Genomic DNA, 20041 nt, shown 5'->3' with positions numbered 1-20041 from the left:
TGAATGGATTGAGCTGTTGCTCGATGACGGACCCCTGCGCGTGGCGGTACGTCGAAACCCCCAGGCGCGCCGGCTCACCCTCAGGGTCCGGGCCGCCGCGCGGGACGTGACACTCACCGCCCCGCCCCACGTGCCCCTCGCCTTCGCCCGCGATTTCGTGCAGCGCCATCGCGAATGGGTGCGCGTGCGCCTCGTGCGCCTGCCGGAGAAGGTGCTGTTCGAGCCCGGCGCGCTGATCCCGCTCCACGGCACACCCCATCGCATCGTCCATTGCCCCCAGGCGCGTGGCACGGTCTGGGTGGCGCCGGATGGCGATGGCCAGCCCGCCCTGCATGTGGCGGGAGAAGCTCCCCATCTCGCCCGGCGGGTGCAGGACTACCTCAAGCGGGAAGCACGACAGGCGCTGGCCACAGCGGTCAGGCATTATGCAGGCGCGCTGAAGGTGGAGGTGGGCCGCATCACCCTGCGCGATACCGCGAGCCGCTGGGGCTCATGCTCGGCGCAGGGCGACCTGTCGTTCTCGTGGCGGCTCGTGATGGCGCCGCGCTTCGTTCTCGACTACCTCGCGGCCCACGAAGTCGCCCACCGGCTGGAGATGAACCACGGCCCGCGCTTCTGGCGGCTGGTGGAGCAGGTGTGCCCGAACCGCCGGGAGGCCGAGGCCTGGCTGCGCCGCCACGGCTCCGACCTCCATCGCTACGGTGGGGACTAGGGCGTTTTCGAGCGAAGCGGACACCGGTTCGCGGGAGGAAAACGCTTCAACGCAAGGCATTAGAGCGGCTTCCGTAAGCCGGGGCGCGCGGAAATCCCTCTAGGTCCTGATCAAGCCCCGCTGGCCCTCAGTTCCATTCCTTGCGGCCGAGGGCGAAGCGGCCCGGGCCGGCGGCGAAGTAAACCAGCAGGCCGCCGATGATGGCCGCATTCTTGAAGAAATGGATCTGCTGGCCGGCGGCTGCGGCCGGGTCCGGGATCAGCCAGAAAATGTGCGAGGTGGCGGTGGCGATCACCACGAAGCCGGCCAGCACCACCGCCACGATGCGCGGGATGAAGCCGAGGATCAGCAGCAGCCCGCCGCCCACTTCCACCGCGATGGTCAGATAGGTCATCAGGGTCGGCATGGGCACGCCCTTGGCCGCCAGGCTCGCCGCGAAGCCAGCGACGTTGCCGATCTTGCCGATACCCGCAGGCAGGAACAGGGAGGCCATCAGCAGCCGGCCCGCCAGCAGCGCCAGATCATCCAGAATACGCAAACCCGTTCTCCTTACTTACCGCCATGATGGCAAAAGGTAAGTCCTGTTAGGAGCGGACGGCGCGCACGGGCAAGCGCCGGACTGACGCAGCGGAACACTATTTCGTGTGCTCACCCTCCGGCGGACCGGCGTGGTGCGTTACCTCCTCCACCTCCTCCACCGCCGCGAACAGCAGCCGCGCCGCCACCGGCAGGGCCACTGAAAGTCCGGCGAAGCGGAACAAATGGTGGGCGCTCATGAAGGCCGGGTCGTAGCCCAGCGCGAAGCCCAGCGCCGTCATGGCCTCCAGCGCGCCGGGGGCGAAGGCGGTCACGAGCTTGCCGAGGTCATCCCCCGTCAGCCAGGCCGCCAGCAGCGCAAACAGGGTGGAGATGCTCACCGCCACCAGGAAGGCCCCCAGCGAGGCGAAGAAATAGGCGCGGATGGTGCCGAGTGTGGTGCCCAGGAAGCGCACCCCCACGCTCGCCCCCAGCACCACGAAGGCGGGCACGATGAAGGCCTGCGGCAGCACGGCGCTGGAGAGGCTGGTGGCGTGCAGCGCCGCGCTGCCGGCAAGGGCCCCGAGGATGAGCCCGCCCGGCACCTTCAGCCAGGCCGCGCCGAGCCCGGTGGTGACGCACACGCCGAGAAGGATCGCCACCTCCACCGCCGTCGAGACATGGGGCGGCGGCGGCAGGCCGCCGGCCGTGAGCCCGGTGGCGCCCAGCACATTGGGCAGCGCCGCCACCAGCAGGAACAGGCGCAGGGCCTGGGCGAAGGCCACCTTGCGCAGGTCGGCGCTGGTGTCGGCAGCCATGGCCACCACGGTGCCGAAGGCGCCGGGGGCGGAGGCCCAGAACGCGGTCTCCCGGCTCCAGCCGGCGACGCGATTGAGGAACAGGGCGCCCCCCGCCATGGTGGCGAGCACGCTGGCCCCGAGGCACGCCATGCTGATGGGCCAGGTGGCGGCGCGGGCGAAGGTCTCGGGCGTCAGCGCCGTGCCCATGGAGGTGCCGAGCACGATGAAGGCGAGGAAGCGGATCCATTCGGGCACGGCGATCCGCACCCCGGCCACGGCGAGGGCGATGGACACCACCAGCGCGCCGGAGATCCAGGCTGCGGGCAGGCCGAGGGCGGCGAACACGCCGCCACCAAGCGCGCCCGCCCCCAAAGTTATTGCCGCCGCGACGGCCGACCGCAGGTGGGAGGCAAGAGGCCTCACGCCGCGCCTGCTCCCGTCTGCCCGTCTCCTGTGAGCCAGGCCACGAGGCGGCGGCTCGCCTCGGCGAGCTGGGCATCGCCGCGGGCAAAGCACAGGCGCATGAAGCCCTCCCCTCCGGGACCGAATGCGGTACCGGGGGCAAGGCCCACATTGGCCTCGTCCACCAGGGTCAGGCCGAGGCTGCGCACGTCGCTCCGGCCCGCGATGCCGAAGAACAGGTAGAAGGCCCCCGGCGGCTTCACCAGATCCACCTTTCCGGTGGCGATGAGCGCGTCAGCGACGAGGTCGCGGCCCTTGCGGGCGCGGGCGATCTGCTGGGCGACGAAATCCTCGCCCTGATCGAGCGCCGCCACCGCGCCGCGCTGCATGAAGGCGGCGACGCCGGAGGTGGAATACTGGATCAGGTTCTCGATCACCTGCCCCAGCCGCGGGTCGGCCTCGATCCAGCCCACGCGCCAGCCGGTCATGGCCCAGTTCTTGGAGAAGGTCTGCACAAACAGGATGTGGTCGCCCTCGTCCATCACGTCGTGGAAGGAGGGGGCGCGGGGCTCATCCCCATAATAGAAGCGGCCGTAGATCTCGTCGGCGATGATCCACAGGCCGTGCCGGCGGGCCAGCGCCAGCACCGCCCTGAGGTCGTCGTGTGTGGCCACGAATCCGGTGGGATTGGCCGGGGTGTTGAGGAAGATGGCGCGGGTGCGCGGCGTTATGGCCTGCGCCAGCCGCTCATGGTCGAGGCTGAAGCCGTCCTTGCCATAGGCGAAGGGCACGTACACCGGCCGCGCCCCGGCCTTCTGCGCCGCCGCGGCGGCATTGGGCCAGGACGGCGAGGGAATGATCACCTCGTCCCCCGCCCCCGCCGTCATGGCCAGTGCGATATGGATCGCCTGCATGCCCGAGCCGGTGACGAAATAGCGGTCCGGATTTTCCGGAATGCCATAGGTGCGCGCCATGTATCGGGCGATGGCGCCACGCAGCTCCGGCAGGCCGCGCTGCCAGGTGTAGAAGGTCTCGCCCGCGTGCAGCGCGGTGGCGGCGGCCTCGCAGATGAAGGGGGGTGTGGCCACATCCCCCTCCCCGGCCCACAGCGGGATCATGCCGGGCCGGTCGCGGCCGTAATTCATCACCTCGACGATGCCGCTCTCGGGCAGGGTACGGATATGGTCGCGCACCCGCTCCAGATAGGGGTCTTCCCCCGCGCCGACGGGCGTCAGCGGCAGGTGGGAAGACTCAGGGGTGGCGGACGGATTTTCAGGCGCAGGGAACGCACGCGAATTCATGGCAGGCTCGCGGAACGGGGCGATCGGGACAGGCCGCGACTTATAGAGGCTTCGGCGGCGGAGCACCCATCAATTGCAGTGGAGAACCGATCAGCAGCGCTGATGCCAGCCCGCGTGCACCACTGCAAGGACGTACTTGCAAGCCGGGCCATTGTACCCCCGCCCGCGCCGTCCTACGTCCAGGACGACACTCCCCGACCCGGGACGCGCGGCATCAGGTTCTCGGCGCGCCACGGCTGCCCCAAGGACATTTCAGCATGACCACCAAGATCGATCAGGCCGCCATCGACCGCCTGTTCCTCGAAGCCCGCTCGCAGAACGGCTGGACCGACCAGCCAGTGAGCGAGGCGGAGATCCGCGCGCTCTATGATCTGGTCAAATATGGCCCCACCTCGGCCAACACCCAGCCTGCCCGCTTCGTCTTCGTCACCAGCCCAGAGGCCAAGGAGCGCCTGCGCCCGGCCCTGTCGCCCGGCAATGTGAAGGCGCTGGCGGCGCCGGTGATCGTCCTCATCGGCTACGCCCTCGATTTTCACGACAAGATTCCCGAAGTGTTCCCGCACAATCCGGGCTTCCGCGACATGTTCGTGAACAATCCGGCGGCCATCGAGCCCCACGCCTTCCGCAATTCCTCGCTGCAGGGCGCCTATCTCATCCTCGCGGCGCGGGCGCTGGGGCTGGATGTGGGTCCCATGTCCGGCTTCGACGCGGCCAAGGTGGATGCTGAATTCTTCCCCGGCGGCACGGTGAAGACCAATTTCATCGCCGCCATCGGCCACGGCGATCCGGAGAAGGTGATGCCCCGCCTGCCGCGCCTCGCCTTCGCCGACGCCGCGCAGATCGTCTGATACCCACGCCGCCGAGATTGACCCATCAGCATGGGTATAAGCCCGCACGGCGTTTGAGCGACATCCTCTCGGCGCCGGTCAAGGACCGGGACCGTTGGTATGAATGAAAAGGCCCGGCGCATCATCGCGCCGGGCCTTTTTTTCCGTCCTCAGTTCTGGCTGGTCAGTCCTGGCCGGGGTCGCCCACGAGGCCGGCGGCGGTGATGCCGGCGAGGGCGCTCGCCTCGTCATTGTCCGAGGTATCGCCGGAAATCCCCACCACGCCGATGATGCTGCCCGCCGCCGAGCGGATCAGCACGCCGCCCGGCACCGGGACCAGCGAGCCGCCGATGGCCGAGGTGGCGGCAGAGATGAAGAAGGGCTGGTCCTTGGCCCGCTTGAACAGGGACCGCGAGCCCATGCCGAGGGCCAGCGCGCCATTGGCCTTGCCGCGGGCGATCTCGCCGCGGTTGAGGCTGGTGCCGTCCTCCGCCGCATAGGCCTTGAGCGCGCCGCGGGCGTCAAGCACGCACACCGCGAGCGGGTTCATGGCGCCGGCGCGGGCGTGGGCAAGCGCTGCGGTGACGATGGTCTGCGCCGCCTCCAGGCTGAGGTCGGTGGCTGTGCTGGTCGCCGTGTTGGTCATGGGCCTCTCCTTGCCGGCATGCCGGCCGCGCGGCCGGCGGTCTTGCGGGAACCGAGGGCCCGTCTTTAGAGCAGATTCGCACCGGGTTGAATCGCGAAGCGCCGCCGTGACGGGCAATGCAGTCTTGCCGCGCCGCTTTGCCGTGCCCCGGTGCCGCGCGCCGTTACGATCGGCCACGCCCGACATTTTCCTCCCCCTCCGCCATCCCGGCGTGGCACCATGGGCGGGTCTGCCGGTTCCTCGCGCCCAACGGCGCCCCATCTGGGCCTTATGAATGCGCCGTCCTTCCCATCCCCCGGTCCGCCCGGCGCCGCGCCGGCCCCTGCCATGACCACGAGCGCAACGCCGCGCCGCAGCCGGGAACCCGGCCACCGCCGCAAGTTCCTGGTGGTGGTGGACGACACCCCCGAATGCGACCGCGCCATCTATTTCGCCGCCCGCCGCGCCGCCGGCACGCAGGGCGGCATGGTCCTGCTCGGCGTGCTGGAGCTGGAGGGCGTGGCCCAGCAATGGCTCGGCGTCGCCGACCTCATGCGCGCGGAAGCCCATGAGGATATGGAGGCGCGGCTGCAGAAATTCGCTGCCCGCGCCCGCCAGGTGGCCGGCATCTCGCCCGAGCTGGTGATCAAGGAAGGGTCCCCGGCCGAGGCCATCGCCCGGACGATCGCGGAGGATCACGACATCGCCATCCTGGTGCTGGCGGCCGGTGTCGGCAAGGACGGCCCCGGCCCGCTGGTCACCGTGCTGGCGGCCGGGCACGCGGCGCGGTTTCCGGTGCCCATCACCATCGTGCCCGGCGCGCTCACCGACGCCGAGCTGGACGCCATCGCCTGAGCCCGGGGAGCCGGCGCCGCCCCGAACCTGGCTGGGAAACCTGAGCGCAACCGCGCGCAGGGAAACCCTGACGCTGCGCTTGCGCCTTTGGCATTTCCGTCTATATTAGCGCCGTCCCTGATGAGGGATGCCTCAGCGCCATCGCAGTCGAAGGTGATGAGAGTGGGTCCCCACCGGGACCCGCTCCGTTTCTGCTTATCCGGCCTCGTCGGAAAGTTCGCTGCCGGGCCGCAGGGGGAGAACTGAGAGACGGATCCGCCGGCCAGGTCCATTCCACCGGGTCGGCTTCGCCTCTCGCGCACTATCCGGGCGCCGGTGCCGAACCGCCGCGTGCCCACCGGCCGAGACCGGCCGCAGTTCAGCTGTCCTGGAGGGACATGACCGAGATCCAAGCCGTGCTCGACGATCCCAACGAGCCGCGCCTCATCACCGAAACCGGGGTGGCCGCCCGCGTGGCCGCCATCGCCTCCGGCGTGCTCGGCGCGCTCGGCTACCGGCTTGTCCGCGTGAAGGTGACGAACCGCGACGGCGGCACGCTGCAGATCATGGCCGAGCGTCCCGACGGCACCATGAGCATCGACGATTGCGAGGCCGCCTCGCGCGCCCTGTCTCCGGTGCTCGACGTGGAAGACCCCATCTCCAGCGCCTACCGCCTTGAGATGTCCTCCCCCGGCATCGACCGCCCGCTGGTGCGCCAGTCGGACTTCGTCCGCTGGGCCGGCCATGAGGTGAAGGTGGAGATGGCCCGTCCCGTGGACGGCCGCAAGCGCTTCCGCGGCATCCTGATCGGCGCCGAGGACGGCATCGCCGTGGTCCGCCGCCTCGATGCGCCGGCGACCGAGGAGCCCACCGTGCGCCTGCCGGTGGCCGACATCCACGACGCCAAGCTCATGCTCACCGACGCCCTCATCCGCGAGGCCCTGCGCGCCGCCAAGGCTGCCGGCCAGGCCATCGACGAGGAGGCGGAAGCCTTCCTCGACGGCGAGGACGGGGACGCCACCGGCGTGGACGCCGGTGATCCGGACCAGGATGACGCCGACGACGCCCTCGCCGAGGCCACCGCCCAGCCGGCGGCGCCCTACAAGGGCCCCTCGCGCAAGGACGGCGGCAACAAGCTCGTGGGCCGCAAGGCCAAGGGCAAGAAGGCTTCGCCCAAGAAATCCAACGCCAAGAAGAAGGCCGGCCTGGAAACGGCCGCGTCCTCGGCCAACGCCAGCACCGTGAAGGAGACGCACTGATGGTTGCCGTCAGCGCAAACCGGCTGGAACTGCTGCAGATCGCCGATGCGGTCGCGCGGGAAAAGTCCATCGACCGCAGCATCGTGATTGCCGCCATGGAGGACGCCATCGCCAAGGCCGCGCGCTCGCGCTACGGCCAGGAGACGGACATCCACGCCGACATCAACGCCAAGACCGGCGAGCTGCGTCTGGCCCGCCATCTGCTGGTGGTGGACGAGGTGGAGAACACGGCCACCGAGATCACCCTGGACGGCGCCCGGCGCCACAACCCGGCGGCGCAGGTGGGCGACACCATCGCCGACACCCTGCCCCCGTTCGATTTCGGCCGCATCGCGGCCCAGTCGGCCAAGCAGGTCATCGTGCAGAAGGTGCGCGAGGCCGAGCGCGACCGGCAGTATGACGAATACAAGGACCGCATCGGCGACGTGGTGAACGGCCTCGTCAAGCGGGTCGAATACGGCAACGTGGTGGTGGACCTCGGCCGTGGCGAAGGCATCCTGCGCCGCGACGAGCTTTTGCCGCGCGAGACGGTGAAGACCGGCGACCGCATCCGCGCCTATGTCTACGACGTGCGCCGCGAGCCGCGCGGGCCGCAGATCTTCCTGTCGCGCACCCATCCCCAGTTCATGGCCAAGCTGTTCGCGCAGGAAGTGCCCGAGATCTACGACGGCATCGTCGAGATCAAGGCGGTGGCGCGCGATCCCGGCTCCCGCGCCAAGATCGCGGTCATCTCCCGCGACCAGTCGGTGGACCCCGTCGGCGCCTGCGTCGGCATGCGCGGCTCGCGCGTGCAGGCGGTGGTGAACGAGCTGCAGGGCGAGAAGATCGACATCATCCCCTGGAACCCGGACATCGCCACCTTCATCGTCAACGCCCTCGCCCCCGCCGAGGTGGTGAAGGTGGTGCTCGACGAGGATCGCGAGCGCATCGAGGTGGTGGTGCCCGACGCCCAGCTGTCGCTGGCCATCGGCCGCCGCGGCCAGAACGTGCGCCTCGCCACCCAGCTCACCGGCTGGGACATCGACATCATGACCGAGCAGGAGGAAAGCGAGCGGCGCCAGAAGGAATTCGCCGAGCGCACCAAGATGTTCGCCGAGGCCCTCGATCTCGACGAGATGATGGGCCAGCTGCTGACCTCCGAGGGCTTCACCTCGGTGGAGGAGATCGCCTACGTCCAGCTCCAGGAGCTTGCCTCCATCGAGGGCTTCGACGAGGACACCGCCGCCGAGCTGCAGGCCCGTGCCCTGAAGCACCTCGCCGAGGTCGAAGAGGCGCTCGACGCCCGCCGCATCGAGCTGGGCGTGGACGACGACCTGAAGAGCGTGCCCGGCGTCACCTCCAAGATGCTGGTCGCGTTCGGCGAGAACGACATCAAGAGCGTCGAGGACCTGGCCGGCTGCGCCACCGATGACCTCATCGGCTGGACCGAGCGCAAGGACGGCGAGACCGTCCGCCACGCCGGCGCCCTCGATGGCTTCGAACTGTCCCGCGAGGACGCGGAGGCCCTGGTCATGCAGGCCCGCGTCGCCGCCGGCTGGATCGAGGCAGACGAACCCGCTGCGGATGGCGATGACGCCGCCGCCGGCGAAGCCTGAGACTGGGAGATGACACACGGTGCCCGCTATGGTGGACGAGGACGAGACGGACGAGGGACTGCGCAGCCTTGCGGCGGCGCGGGCGCCCCTGTCGCGCCTGTGCCTTGCCACCCGGCGGGTCACCCCGGTCGCGGACATGCTGCGCTTCGTGATGGGGCCGGACGGCGCGATCGTCCCGGACATCACCCGTAGGCTGCCCGGCCGTGGCGCCTGGATCAGCGCCACCCGCGCGGACCTCGAGACCGCGCTGAAGCGCAAGGTCTTCGGCCGCGCCTTCAAGGGCAAGGGCACCACGTCGCCCGACCTTGCCGATCTCGTGGATACATTGCTGGAAAAGGACGCTCGCAGCGCCCTCTCCCTGGCCAACAAGGCCGGGAAGGTGGTGACGGGCACGACGAAGGTGGAGGCGGCTCTCGCCTCCGGTGACGTGCGGGTCCTCCTGCACGCCCAGGACGCACGCCCGGACGGGGTGCGCAAGCTCAAGGCCCTCACGCGCCAGGTCGAAAATGCCGGCGCCCGCCAGGTGTCCAGTGTCGATTGCTTTACCGGCATCGAATTGGACTTGGCGTTGGGGCGGTCAAATGTGGTACATGCGGCGCTGCTCGCGCATCCGACGACGGAAGGGTTTCTCGAGCGCTGCCACAAGCTCCTGCGCTGGCGGACGGGTACGTCCGGCACCGAGGAGCATGGGCAGGGCGAGGGTCACGCGCATGTAACCGGTCGGATGCAAGGAACGGATACGGAATGAACGATACGAAGACCCCAGGCGACAAGACGCTGCATCCCGCCACCGGCAAGACGCTCACGCTGAAGCGCCCGGTGGAACAGGGCATGGTGCGCCAGAGCTTCAGCCACGGCCGCTCCAAGGCGGTTGTGGTGGAGAAGGTGAAGCGCCGCGTCATCGCCCCCGGCGAAGCAGCCGGCCAGGGTACCGGGCAGGCGGCACCGGCCGCTCCGGCAGCGGCACCGGCCGCGCCGCGCCCGGCTGCGCCCGCCGCTGCTCCGTCCGCAGCGTCTGCTCCCGCGCCTGTCGCGCCCGCCCCGGCCCCGGTTGAGGCGAAGGCCCCGGTCGCCCCGGCTCCGGTGAGCGCCCCCGTGGCCCCGGCCCCGGTTGCGGAAGCCCCCGCGCCCCAGGTTGCCGCGCCCGTCGAGGCGAAGGCCCCGGCCGCTCCGGTGGTCGAGGCGCCTGCGGCGTCCGCCCCCGTTGTCGCGACGCCCACTCCGGCGGCTGCCGAGCCTGCTCCGCCCGCCCCCACGGCGGCGGCGCCCGAGGCCGCTGCGCCCCAGGCGCCTGCACCCCAGACTCCTGCGCCTCAGGCTGCCGCGCCCAAGCCGGCTGCCCCCAGGGCTGCCGCTCCGGCTGCGTCCGAGACGAAGCCGGCTTCGGCGCGTCCCGGCCAGTCCACGGGCGGCCGCTCCGACGGTCCGCGGACCGCCGCCGGCGCCTCCAGCCGTCCCGGGTCCCATTCCAGCGCGCAGGGCTCCCAGCGCCCCGGCGCCGGTGGCCCTCCCGGCCGTCCCGGCCAGCCGCCGCGCTCCGGCGGCCCCGGTGCCGATCGCCGTCCCGGTGCCGGTGGCCCTCCCGGCCGTCCCGGCGCCCAGCAGCGTCCCGGCGGTTCCGGCGTGGTGCTGCGCACCCTGACCGAGGAAGAGCGCAACGCCCGCGCCAGCGCCCTCGCCGACGCCCGCGTCCGCGAAGTGGAAGAGCGGCGCATGGCGGAAGAGCGCCGCGCCGCCGAGGAAGAGGCCCGTCGCCGCGCCGAGCGCGAGCGTGTCGAGCGCGCCGAGCGCGAGGCCGCCGAAGCCCGCAAGCGCGAGGAAGAATCCCGCCGCGCCCAGGAAGACGAGAGCAAGCGCCGCGCCGAGCAGGAAGCGCGCAAGCGCTTTGGCGGCGAGGAGCAGGGCAACCGTCCGGCCGGCGCCGGCGCGAGCACCGGCGGCACCGCCGGAGCGGGCGCTGCCGCCACCACCGCGCGGCCGCTGACCCCGCGTCCGGCCGGCACCGCCGAATCTGAGGACGAGGAGCGCCGTGCCGCCCGTCGCGGCCCCGGCGCGCGCGTCGCCCCCCCGGTGAAGGTGCCTCGCGCCCCCGCCGGCCAGGAAAAGCAGCGTGGCCGCCTGACCCTCGTCACCGCTTTGTCCGGCGACGACGAGCGCCAGCGCTCGCTCGCCTCGTTCCGTCGCCGCACCCAGCGCATGACCGGACACCGGGCGCAGGAGAGCAAGGAAAAGATCCTCCGCGAGGTGATCCTGCCCGAGACCATCACCATCCAGGAGCTCGCCAACCGCATGTCGGAGCGGGCCGTGGACGTGATCCGCATGCTCATGAAGCAGGGCCAGATGGTGAAGATCACCGACGTGATCGACGCCGACACCGCCGAGCTGATCGCCGAGGAACTGGGCCACACCGTGCGCCGCGTCTCGGAATCCGACGTGGAAGAGGGCCTGTTCGACACGCCCGACGCCCCGGAAAGCCTGGTGCCGCGTCCGGCCGTCGTGACCATCATGGGCCACGTCGACCACGGCAAGACCTCGCTGCTGGATGCCATCCGCAAGGCCAACGTGGTCTCCGGCGAGGCCGGCGGCATCACCCAGCATATCGGCGCCTACCAGGTGACTTCACCCTCGGGCAGCAAGATCACCTTCATCGACACCCCCGGCCACGCCGCCTTCACCGCCATGCGCGCCCGCGGCGCCAAGGTGACGGACATCGTGGTGCTGGTGGTGGCGGCCGACGACGGCGTGATGCCCCAGACGGTGGAAGCCATCAATCACGCGCGCGCCGCCAAGGTGCCGCTGATCGTGGCCATCAACAAGATCGACAAGCCCGGCGCCAAGCCTGAGCGCGTGCGCTCCGAGCTGCTTCAGCATGAAGTGCAGGTGGAATCCATGGGCGGCGACACGCTCGAGGTGGAGGTCTCCGCCAAGGAGCAGCTCAACCTCGACAAGCTGCTCGAGGCCATCGCGCTCCAGTCGGAACTGCTCGACCTGCGCGCCAATCCGGACCGTGCGGCCGAAGGCACCGTGGTGGAAGCCAAGCTCGACCGCGGTCGCGGCCCGGTGGCCACCGTGCTGGTGCAGCGCGGCACCCTGAAGGTCGGCGACATCGTGGTGGCCGGCGCCGAATGGGGCCGCGTGCGCGCCCTCATCTCCGACACCGGGGCCAACGTGGAAACGGCCGGCCCGTCCCTGCCGGTGGAAGTGCTGGGCTTCAACGGCACCCCGGAGGCGGGCGACCGCCTCGCCGTGGTGGAGAACGAAGCCCGCGCCCGCGAGATCACCGACTACCGCCAGCGCCAGAAGCGCGAGAAGGCGGCGGCGCGGTCCGCCACCGTGCGCGGCTCGCTCGAGCAGATGATGAGCCAGGTGAAGGCCACGGGGCGGAAGGAATTCCCCCTCATCATCAAGGGTGACGTGTCCGGCTCCGTGGAAGCCATCATCGGCGCCCTGGAGAAGGTCGGCAACGACGAGGTGCAGGCCCGCATCATCCATTCGGGCGCGGGCGGCATCAACGAGAGTGACGTGACGCTGGCGGAAACCTCCGGCGCCGCGATCATCGCCTTCAACGTGCGCGCCAACAAGGAAGCGCGCGACGCGGCCGAGCGGGCGGGCATCGAGATCCGCTACTACAACATCATCTACGACCTCGTGGATGACGTGAAGAAGGCCATGAGCGGCCTGCTCGCGCCCATCAATCGCGAGACCATGCTGGGCAACGCCCTCATCAAGGAGATCTTCGCGGTCTCCAAGGTGGGCAAGGTGGCCGGCTGCACCGTCACCGACGGCAACGTGGAACGCGGCCAGCATGTCCGCCTCATCCGCGACAACGTGGTGATCCACGAAGGCAAGCTTGCAACGCTCAACCGCTTCAAGGATGCGGTGAGCGTGGTGCATGCGGGCCAGGATTGCGGCATGTCCTTCGAGAACTACCAGGACATGCGCGCCGGCGACGTGATCGAGTGCTATCGCGTCGAGGTGATCCAGCGCTCGCTGTGAGGCGGGCGACAGGTCGCCAAATCCCTCTCCCGTCAAGGGGTTGAGCCCTCTCCTGCCTGCGGGGGAGGGTTGGGAGGGGGAAGGCGCTTTCGCCGGCAGGACCGTCTGACGACGGTGCCGGCGGCACCACCGCAGCCCGCTCCCTTCTTCCGCGCGCGGGCTCCGCAAGCGAAAGAAGGCGCAAGGCGTCGAGGGTGAAGAGAACCAACCGGAGCGGCACGGTCCAAACCCGTCCGCTCCCTTTTGAAGGAGAAGGTGCCCCGGCCACGGTCCAGCCAAAGCCCGGCACCCGCAAAGGCATTCTAGACCCATGAAACCTGATACCCGCACGGGGGGCGGCCCCTCCCAGCGCATGCTGCGCGTGGGCGAGCTTGTCCGCCACGCGCTGGCCGACGTGCTCCAGCGCGGCTCCATCACCGATCCGGTGCTCGCCGCCCACATCATCACGGTGCCTGAGGTCCGCATGTCGCCGGACCTCAAGATCGCCACCTGCTACGTCATGCCCCTCGGCGGCAAGGACATCACCCCGGTGATCAAGGCGCTGGCGGCCAATGCCCGCTACCTGCGCCTGGAGGTCGGCCGCCGCATGGAGCTGAAATCCGTGCCCGAGCTGCGCTTCCGCGCGGACACCTCGTTCGACGAGGGTGCCCGCATGGACGCCCTGCTGCGCTCGCCCAAGGTGGTGCGCGACCTCGATGACACCTCCTCGGATGACACGTCCCCGGACGCCAACACCGACACCGACAAAGAGACCGACGCCGAATGACCGCCCCCTTTGCTGCCGACGCCGCCGCCCCGATCCTCGCCGCCGAGGCTGACGCCCCCGTCGCGGCCGATGCGACCGCCGCTCAGGCCCTGCCGGACGGTGCCGAAGCCCCCCGCGCTTCCCGCGAGCAGGACAACCGCCCGCGCGCGCCCAAGCGCGACCTGGACGGCTGGGTGCTGCTGGACAAGCCCACGGGCATGACCTCCACCCAGGCGGTGGCGGTGGTGAAGCGCATCTTCGGCGCCCGCAAGGCCGGCCACGCCGGCACCCTGGACCCGCTGGCCTCCGGCTGCCTGCCCATCGCCTTCGGCGAGGCCACCAAGACCGTCCCTTACGTGATGGACGGCCGCAAGACCTACCGCTTCACGGTGCGCTTCGGCGTCGAGACCGACACCGACGACAGCGAGGGCAAGGCCGTGGTCACCTCCGACCATCGCCCCACCGACGCGGACATCGTCGCCGCGCTCGCCGCCTTCCGGGGCGAGATCATGCAGGTGCCGCCGGCCTATTCGGCCCTCAAGATCGGCGGCGAGCGCGCCTATGACCTCGCCCGCGAGGGCGAGGAGGTGGTGCTCCAGCCCCGCCCGGTCACCATCTTCCGCATCGAGCTGGTGGAGCGGCCCGACGCCGACCATGCGGTGCTGGAAGCCGAATGCGGCAAGGGCACCTATGTGCGCGCCATCGCCCGCGACCTCGGCCGCATGCTGGACGCGCGCGGCCACGTCTCGGCCCTGCGCCGGGCCTGCGTTGGCCCGTTCTTGGAAGAGGACCTGGTGCCCCTCGACGAGATGCGCGAGCGCGCCGAGGCCGGCGAGGAAGCCCTGATGGACGCCCTCGACCCGGTGGCGCTGGCGCTGGAGGAGATCCCCCAGATCGCCGTCACCCCACCCGACGCCCATCGCCTGCGCTGCGGCCAGAGCGTGATCCTGCGCGGGCGCGACGCGCCCATCGTGCAGGGCCATGCGGCCATTACCTGCCAGGGCGCCCTCATCGCCATCGGCGACGTGGACGCAGGCGAGATCTTCCCCCACCGCGTCTTCAACTGGGGCCAGAAGGACAAGAAGCCCCCGCGCCGCGGCAAGCGCTGAAGCCTGTTTGGCAATTCAAAAAGGGGCATCCCTCACCCCTGTCATGCCCGGCCTTGTGCCGGGCATCCACGCCATGCCGCTGGTCGCTCCGTTCGGAGCCTTCCGCGCGGCCCAACCACATGGATGGCCGGGTCAAGCCCGGCCATGACGACCCGTAAACGTCGGACCGGACTGCGCGCACCAAAAGGGCGAACCTTGCTGAGCTGAGCGTATCTGGCGCATTGCATACAATGCGGCATGCGTCTTGCGTTGCTTCCGTGGGGGCACTCCACGGAAGGACGTTTTCATGGCGTTTAGACATTCCCTAGCCGCTGCTTTTTTCGCCGCCGTTGCACTGGCGGCCCCGGCCCGGGCTGAAAGCGTGGTCCGCTACGGCATCTCCATGGCTGACATTCCCCAGACCACGGGACAGCCTGATCGTGGGGCAGGTGCCTATCAATTCACCGGCTACACCCTCTACGACCCGCTGGTGGCGTGGGAGATGAACGTGGCCGACCGCCCCGGCAAGCTGGTGCCGGGCCTCGCCACCGAATGGAAAGTGGACCCCGCCGACCAGAAGAAGTGGATCTTCACCCTGCGCAAGGGCGTGAAATTCCACGACGGCAGCGATTTCAACGCCGATGCGGTGGTGTGGAACCTCGACAAGGTGCTGGACGAGAAGGCGCCCCACTACGACAAGCGCCAGGCCGCCCAGGTGAAGACCCGCCTGCCCGGCATCGCCTCCTGGAAGAAGATCGACGATAATACCGTCGAGATCACCACCAAGGACGTGGACTCGTTCTTCCCCTACCAGATGCTGTGGTTCCTGGTGTCCAGCCCCGCCCAGTATGAGAAGCTCGGCCGCGACTGGGACAAGTTCGCCCAGAGCCCGTCCGGCACCGGGCCGTTCAAGCAGGACAAGCTGGTGCCCCGCGAGCGGCTGGAGCTGGTCAAGAACCCCGACTATTGGGACAAGACCCGCCTGCCCAAGACCGACCGCATGATCCTCATCCCCATGCCGGAGGCGCTGACCCGCACCAATGCGCTGCTCGCCGGCCAGGTGGACCTGATCGAGACTCCGGCGCCGGACGCCGTGCCTCAGCTGAAGTCGGCGGGCATGAAGATCGTCACCAACGTCACCCCGCACGTCTGGAACTACCACCTCTCGGTGCTGCCCGGCTCGCCCTGGACCGACGTGCGCCTGCGCAAGGCGCTCAACCTTGCCGTGGATCGCGACGGCGTGGTGGAGCTGATGAACGGCCTCGCCAAGCCGGCCAAGGGTCAGGTCGACGTGTCCAGCCCCTGGTTCGGCAAGCCGGAGTTCGACCTCAAGTATGATCCCGAGGCCGCCAAGAAGCTGGTGAAGGAAGCCGGCTATTCCCCCGAGAAGCCGCTGAAGGCTACCTTCATCATCGCCGCGGGCGGTACCGGCCAGATGCTCTCCCTGCCCATGAACGAGTTCCTGCAGGCGAGCTTCAAGGAAATCGGCGTGGACGTGGAGTTCAAGGTGGTGGAGCTGGAGGCGCTCTATACCGCCTGGCGCAAGGGGGCGAAGGACCCCTCGAACGCGGGCATCACCGCCAACAACATCGCCTATGTGACCTCGGACCCGCTCTACGCCCTCATCCGCTTCTTCGACAGTCGGCAGGTGGCGCCGGTGGGCGTCAACTGGGGCTTTTATGCCAACCCCAAGGTGGACGCGCTGATCGACGAGGCCAAGCACACCTTCGACACCCAGAAGCAGGACGCGCTGCTGGCCCAGGTGCACCAGACGGTGGTGGATGACGCGGTGCTGGTGTGGGTGGTGCATGACACCAACCCGCATGCGCTCTCGCCCAAGGTGAAGAGCTTCGTGCAGGCCCAGCACTGGTTCCAGGACCTGACCACCATCGGGATGCAGTAGCACCTTCTCCCGTCGGACCCGGCAGCACGGCAAACGCCGAGGTCGCAGCATCTGCGTTCAGGTCTGCGGCCTCGACCGGCCCACCGTGGACCCCTCTCCCGCGCTGAAGCCGGATGTTTCCGGCTTCAGCTCCGGGGAACGATCTCGGCAACAGCCGAGTTCGGGCGGGGGGAGTTGGCCGGCGCTGGTGCCAAACCACCCCCACCAGCCAGCGTGAACATTCCTCTGGTTTCACGGGGAAAACTGGATATAGTCCGCCGCGCGGACGGTGCCGAAAGGCGCCGCCGTCCGCGTTTTGCCTCGACCGTGCTGGACGACATCCCGGCCCGGCCGAGCGGAAGCCTGAACGGCCATCCGGCAACCCGGTGGCTCATCCCAAGGGCTTCCACCCCACTCTCGTTGAAAGGATGGACCGATGTCGATCACAGCAGAGCGCAAGCAGGCGCTGATCAAGGATTTTGGCGCGAAGGACGGCGACACGGGTTCGCCGGAAGTGCAGGTGGCGATCCTCACCGAGCGGATCACCAACCTCACCGGTCACTTCAAGTCCCATCACAAGGACAACCATTCGCGCCGCGGGCTGCTGAAGCTCGTGTCCCAGCGCCGCAGCCTTCTCGACTATCTGAAGAAGAAGGACGAAGGGCGCTACAAGTCCCTCATCGAGCGTCTCGGCATCCGCCGCTGACGCGGTGAGAATGACCCGCCCGGCACCGGTCGAAGACCCGCGCCGGCGGGTTCAGCAGCGGCCCGGCCCATGGAGGGCCGGCGCCGTGCGCGCCTTGAAGAGGCGTGCTTTACGCAGCGGGCATGGGGCCGGCTGCGGGTCCGCGCACGAAGGACAGGTCATGGCAGGATCGCCGGACGCAACCGTCGGAGCCTCCTCTTGAGGGAGCAGCTTCGCGCGGCGCGTCCGGCCGTCTTGCTCATGGCTTGCCTGCGTCGCGCCTGAATCAAGAAAGAACACTCATGTTCGACATCCATCGCGAAGAGCTGGACTGGGGTGGCCGCACCCTCACCCTCGAGACCGGCAAGATGGCCCGCCAGGCCGACGGCTCGGTGCTCGCCACCTACGGCGACACCAAGGTGCTCGCCACCGTGGTTTCCGCCCGCGAGCCCAAGCCCGGCCAGGACTTCTTCCCCCTGACCGTGAACTACCAGGAAAAGACCTACGCCGCCGGCCGCATCCCCGGCGGCTATTTCAAGCGCGAGGGCCGTCCCTCCGAGAAGGAGACCCTGGTCTCCCGCCTCATCGACCGCCCGATCCGCCCGCTGTTCCCCGAAGGCTACAAGTGCGACACCCAGGTGGTCATCACCGTGCTGGCGCATGACCTGGAGAACGACCCCGACGTGGTCGCCATGGTCGCCGCCTCGGCCGCGCTCACCCTCTCCGGCGTGCCCTTCATGGGCCCGGTGGGCGCTGCGCGCGTGGGCTTCATCGACAACGAGTACGTGCTCAACCCCACCGTCGACGAGGTGAAGGAAAGCGCGCTTGAGCTCGTGGTCGCCGGCACGGGCGACGCCGTGCTCATGGTGGAATCGGAAGCCAAGGAGCTGCCCGAGGAAATCATGCTCGGCGCCGTGATGTTCGGCCACCGCCACTTCCAGCCGGTGATCGAGGCCATCATCAAGCTGGCCGAGAAGGCCGCCAAGGAGCCGCGCAACTTCCAGCCGGCCGATGTCTCCGAAGTGGAGTCCAAGGTCCGCGAGATCGCCGAGGCCGACCTGCGCGCTGCCTACAAGATCAAGCAGAAGCAGGACCGCTACGCCGCCGTCGGCGCCGCCAAGTCCAAGGTGAAGAAGTATTACGAGGAACTGGCGCTCGACGGCACCAAGGTGCCCGCCGCCCAGGTCGTCTCCGACGTGCTCAAGGCGCTCGAAGCCAAGATCGTGCGCTGGAACATCCTCGACGACGGCATCCGCATCGACGGCCGCGACGTCTACACCGTGCGTCCCATCGTGTCGGAAGTGGGCATCCTGCCCCGCGCCCATGGCTCCGCTTTGTTCACCCGCGGCGAGACCCAGGCCCTGGTCGTCGCCACGCTGGGCACCGGCGAGGACGAGCAGTTCATCGACAGCCTGGAAGGCACCTACAAGGAGCACTTCCTGCTGCATTACAACTTCCCGCCCTTCTCCGTGGGCGAGACCGGCCGCATGGGCTCCCCCGGCCGCCGCGAGATCGGCCACGGCAAGCTCGCCTGGCGCGCCATCCACCCCATGCTGCCGGCCAAGCACGAGTTCCCCTACACCCTGCGCGTGGTGTCGGAGATCCTCGAGTCCAACGGCTCGTCCTCCATGGCCACCGTCTGCGGCACCTCGCTGGCGCTGATGGATGCGGGCGTGCCGCTGCGCCGTCCGGTGGCGGGCATCGCCATGGGCCTCATCCTCGAGGGTGAGAAGTTCGCCGTGCTCTCCGACATCCTCGGCGACGAGGATCACCTCGGCGACATGGACTTCAAGGTGGCCGGCACCGAGCAGGGCGTGACCTCGCTCCAGATGGACATCAAGATCGCCGGCATCACCGAGGAGATCATGAAGGTCGCCCTCACCCAGGCGAAGGACGGTCGCGTCCACATCCTCGGCGAGATGGCCAAGGCCCTCACCACCGCCCGCGCGGAACTCGGCGAGCACGCCCCGCGCATCGAGGTGATGAAGATCGCCGTGGACAAGATCCGCGAAGTGATCGGCTCCGGCGGCAAGGTGATCCGCGAGATCGTCGAGAAGACCGGCGCCAAGATCAACATCGAGGACGACGGCACCATCAAGATCGCCTCGGCCTCGGGCGACGCCATCAAGGCCGCCATCAACTGGATCAAGTCCATCGCTTCCGAGCCGGAAGTGGGCCAGATCTATGAAGGCACCGTGGTGAAGGTGGTGGACTTCGGCGCCTTCGTGAACTTCTTCGGCTCCAAGGACGGCCTCGTCCACGTGTCGCAGATGGCCAACGAGCGCGTGGCCAAGCCCTCCGACGTGGTCAAGGAAGGCGACAAGGTCAAGGTCAAGCTCATGGGCTTCGACGAGCGCGGCAAGACCCGCCTGTCCATGAAGGTGGTGGACCAGACCACCGGCGAGGACCTGGAAGCCAAGGCCAAGGCCGAGCGCGACGCCGCCCGTGCCGCCGCCCCGGCGGCCACCGGCGACGAGGCCGGCGCTGCCGAGTGATCCGGCACTGATCTGAAGCAAGCTGAAGGGCGGCCGAGAGGCCGCCCTTTTTGCTGGGTGCAGCCATGGCCGCGAGAATCGGAACGTCCCGGCCAAGGGTCATATCCCTGGTCACGTTCGGGGTCCCTCGCGGGGTCCCTCGCGGGGTCTCGCGCCGCTCGCGCTCAGGCCAAGCCCAAGTTGGAAGCCACAAGGTCGGGGCGCCCAAATATTTCCCATCGAAATGACATAAATCAAGAACCTAAAGCTATTCTAGATTTATGTTGGAAAGGTTCGCCT

16 protein-coding genes are annotated in these 20041 nt (G+C 69.2%); 12 read left to right on the top strand and 4 right to left on the bottom strand.

The genetic code is table 11. The features are described from left to right. The first annotated feature begins 40 nt into the window (after nucleotides 1-40). A complete protein-coding gene (locus V5F66_RS14880) occupies nucleotides 41-712 on the top strand; it encodes a M48 family metallopeptidase (protein WP_394094141.1) in 672 nt (223 codons plus the stop codon). A gap of 127 nt (nucleotides 713-839) precedes the next feature. On the opposite strand, the gene V5F66_RS14875 is transcribed toward V5F66_RS14880, so the two are convergent. From V5F66_RS14875 to V5F66_RS14865, 3 genes are all read right to left on the bottom strand, one after another. Further along, nucleotides 840-1250 carry a DoxX family protein gene (locus tag V5F66_RS14875; RefSeq protein ID WP_011995960.1) on the bottom strand — a complete coding sequence of 137 codons (411 nt, stop codon included), beginning with the start codon at nucleotides 1248-1250 and terminating at the stop codon, nucleotides 840-842. Nucleotides 1251-1347: 97 nt separating this feature from the next. After that, nucleotides 1348-2451, bottom strand: coding sequence for an AbrB family transcriptional regulator (locus V5F66_RS14870; RefSeq protein WP_394094140.1), 1104 nt, complete (start codon nucleotides 2449-2451; stop codon nucleotides 1348-1350). Then, a complete protein-coding gene (locus tag V5F66_RS14865; RefSeq protein ID WP_394094139.1) occupies nucleotides 2448-3731 on the bottom strand; it encodes a pyridoxal phosphate-dependent aminotransferase in 1284 nt (427 codons plus the stop codon). Before V5F66_RS14865 ends, V5F66_RS14870 begins: the two co-directional genes overlap by 4 nt. Nucleotides 3732-3988: 257 nt before the next feature. Between V5F66_RS14865 and V5F66_RS14860 the strand changes: the two genes are divergently transcribed. Continuing rightward, nucleotides 3989-4579 (top strand): malonic semialdehyde reductase, encoded by a 591-nt coding sequence (locus V5F66_RS14860; RefSeq protein WP_394008310.1) that lies wholly within the window; start codon nucleotides 3989-3991, stop codon nucleotides 4577-4579. 163 nt (nucleotides 4580-4742) lie between these two features. Here the strand turns inward: V5F66_RS14860 and V5F66_RS14855 are convergent, their stop codons facing one another. Next, nucleotides 4743-5204, bottom strand: a complete 462-nt coding sequence (locus tag V5F66_RS14855; protein ID WP_011995956.1) for a GlcG/HbpS family heme-binding protein — start codon at nucleotides 5202-5204, stop codon at nucleotides 4743-4745. A gap of 327 nt (nucleotides 5205-5531) precedes the next feature. Between V5F66_RS14855 and V5F66_RS14850 the strand changes: the two genes are divergently transcribed. The 10 genes from V5F66_RS14850 to pnp all read left to right on the top strand — a co-directional run bounded on the left by V5F66_RS14850 (nucleotide 5532) and on the right by pnp (nucleotide 19762). Continuing rightward, a complete protein-coding gene (locus V5F66_RS14850) occupies nucleotides 5532-6038 on the top strand; it encodes a universal stress protein (RefSeq protein ID WP_394094138.1) in 507 nt (168 codons plus the stop codon). 377 nt (nucleotides 6039-6415) lie between these two features. Then, nucleotides 6416-7276, top strand: a complete 861-nt coding sequence (rimP, locus tag V5F66_RS14845; RefSeq protein WP_394094137.1) for a ribosome maturation factor RimP — start codon at nucleotides 6416-6418, stop codon at nucleotides 7274-7276. Continuing rightward, complete coding sequence (gene nusA / locus V5F66_RS14840) at nucleotides 7276-8871, top strand: transcription termination factor NusA (RefSeq protein WP_011995953.1); 1596 nt, start codon at nucleotides 7276-7278, stop codon at nucleotides 8869-8871. Before rimP ends, nusA begins: the two co-directional genes overlap by 1 nt. A 28-nt stretch (nucleotides 8872-8899) precedes the next feature. Next, nucleotides 8900-9619, top strand: coding sequence for an RNA-binding protein (locus tag V5F66_RS14835; RefSeq protein WP_011995952.1), 720 nt, complete (start codon nucleotides 8900-8902; stop codon nucleotides 9617-9619). Beyond that, nucleotides 9616-12867: a translation initiation factor IF-2 gene (infB, locus tag V5F66_RS14830; RefSeq protein ID WP_394094136.1), complete on the top strand. Its 3252-nt coding sequence runs from the start codon at nucleotides 9616-9618 to the stop codon at nucleotides 12865-12867. The genes V5F66_RS14835 and infB overlap by 4 nt, the downstream gene beginning before the upstream one ends. Nucleotides 12868-13177: 310 nt before the next feature. Next, nucleotides 13178-13633, top strand: coding sequence for a 30S ribosome-binding factor RbfA (gene rbfA / locus V5F66_RS14825; RefSeq protein ID WP_394094135.1), 456 nt, complete (start codon nucleotides 13178-13180; stop codon nucleotides 13631-13633). Then, entirely contained in the window at nucleotides 13630-14721 is a 1092-nt protein-coding gene (gene truB / locus V5F66_RS14820) for a tRNA pseudouridine(55) synthase TruB (protein ID WP_011995949.1), read from the top strand. Before rbfA ends, truB begins: the two co-directional genes overlap by 4 nt. Nucleotides 14722-15007: 286 nt before the next feature. Beyond that, nucleotides 15008-16603: an ABC transporter substrate-binding protein gene (locus V5F66_RS14815; RefSeq protein WP_011995948.1), complete on the top strand. Its 1596-nt coding sequence runs from the start codon at nucleotides 15008-15010 to the stop codon at nucleotides 16601-16603. Between the two features lie 415 nt (nucleotides 16604-17018). Continuing rightward, nucleotides 17019-17288, top strand: a complete 270-nt coding sequence (gene rpsO / locus V5F66_RS14810) for a 30S ribosomal protein S15 (protein ID WP_011995947.1) — start codon at nucleotides 17019-17021, stop codon at nucleotides 17286-17288. 281 nt (nucleotides 17289-17569) lie between these two features. Further along, a complete protein-coding gene (gene pnp / locus V5F66_RS14805) occupies nucleotides 17570-19762 on the top strand; it encodes a polyribonucleotide nucleotidyltransferase (RefSeq protein ID WP_393999732.1) in 2193 nt (730 codons plus the stop codon). Nucleotides 19763-20041: the final 279 nt, after the last annotated feature.

The organism is Xanthobacter versatilis (assembly GCF_043193975.1).
GTDB classification, from domain to species: domain Bacteria; phylum Pseudomonadota; class Alphaproteobacteria; order Rhizobiales; family Xanthobacteraceae; genus Xanthobacter; species Xanthobacter autotrophicus_E.
The sequence above is the reverse complement of the archived record's forward strand: the minus strand, read 5'-3'. Positions and strand labels throughout refer to the sequence as shown.